The following is a 552-nucleotide window of genomic DNA, read 5'->3' as shown; positions in this document are numbered from 1 at the left end:
ACAATGTGGAGTGGTAGTTCAGTTGGTTAGAATACCTGCCTGTCACGCAGGGGGTCGCGGGTTCGAGTCCCGTCCATTCCGCCACTAATACCCTATGGGTACTTCTTTTTCGAAGCGCTGAAAGAGTCGTAATAAGCCATCTGCTTAGTGGGCGTGTAGCTCAGTTGGGAGAGCGTCGCCCTTACAAGGCGAATGTCGGGAGTTCGAGCCTCTCCACGCCCACCACTAAGCACGAAGCGAAAGCTTCAGCCACTGCGGGGTTTTATCGGTAGTTGGTAGCCTGTCACTGCTAAGGCAGAGAGAGGTCACGGGTTTGAGTCCCGTCACAATGTGGAGTGGTAGTTCAGTTGGTTAGAATACCTGCCTGTCACGCAGGGGGTCGCGGGTTCGAGTCCCGTCCATTCCGCCATTAATCCCCTATGGGTACTTCTTTTTCGAAGCGCTGAAAGAGTCGTAATAAGCCATCTGCTTAGTGGGCGTGTAGCTCAGTTGGGAGAGCGTCGCCCTTACAAGGCGAATGTCGGGAGTTCGAGCCTCTCCACGCCCACCACT

The 552-nt window shown here is 54.7% G+C and carries 4 tRNA genes; all 4 read left to right on the top strand.

The window, feature by feature from the left end:
* The first annotated feature begins 7 nt into the window (after positions 1-7).
* The 4 genes from Q0882_RS16650 to Q0882_RS16635 all read left to right on the top strand — a co-directional run bounded on the left by Q0882_RS16650 (position 8) and on the right by Q0882_RS16635 (position 550).
* A tRNA-Asp gene (locus Q0882_RS16650) sits at positions 8-84 on the top strand.
* A 65-nt stretch (positions 85-149) separates the two neighbouring features.
* Positions 150-225, top strand: a tRNA-Val gene (locus Q0882_RS16645).
* Positions 226-332: 107 nt separating this feature from the next.
* Positions 333-409, top strand: a tRNA-Asp gene (locus Q0882_RS16640).
* Between the two features lie 65 nt (positions 410-474).
* A tRNA-Val gene (locus tag Q0882_RS16635) sits at positions 475-550 on the top strand.
* The last annotated feature ends 2 nt before the right edge of the window (positions 551-552 follow it).

It is taken from the genome of uncultured Neptuniibacter sp., from assembly GCF_947498015.1.
GTDB lineage: Bacteria > Pseudomonadota > Gammaproteobacteria > Pseudomonadales > Balneatricaceae > Neptuniibacter.
The sequence above is the reverse complement of the archived record's forward strand: the minus strand, read 5'-3'. Positions and strand labels throughout refer to the sequence as shown.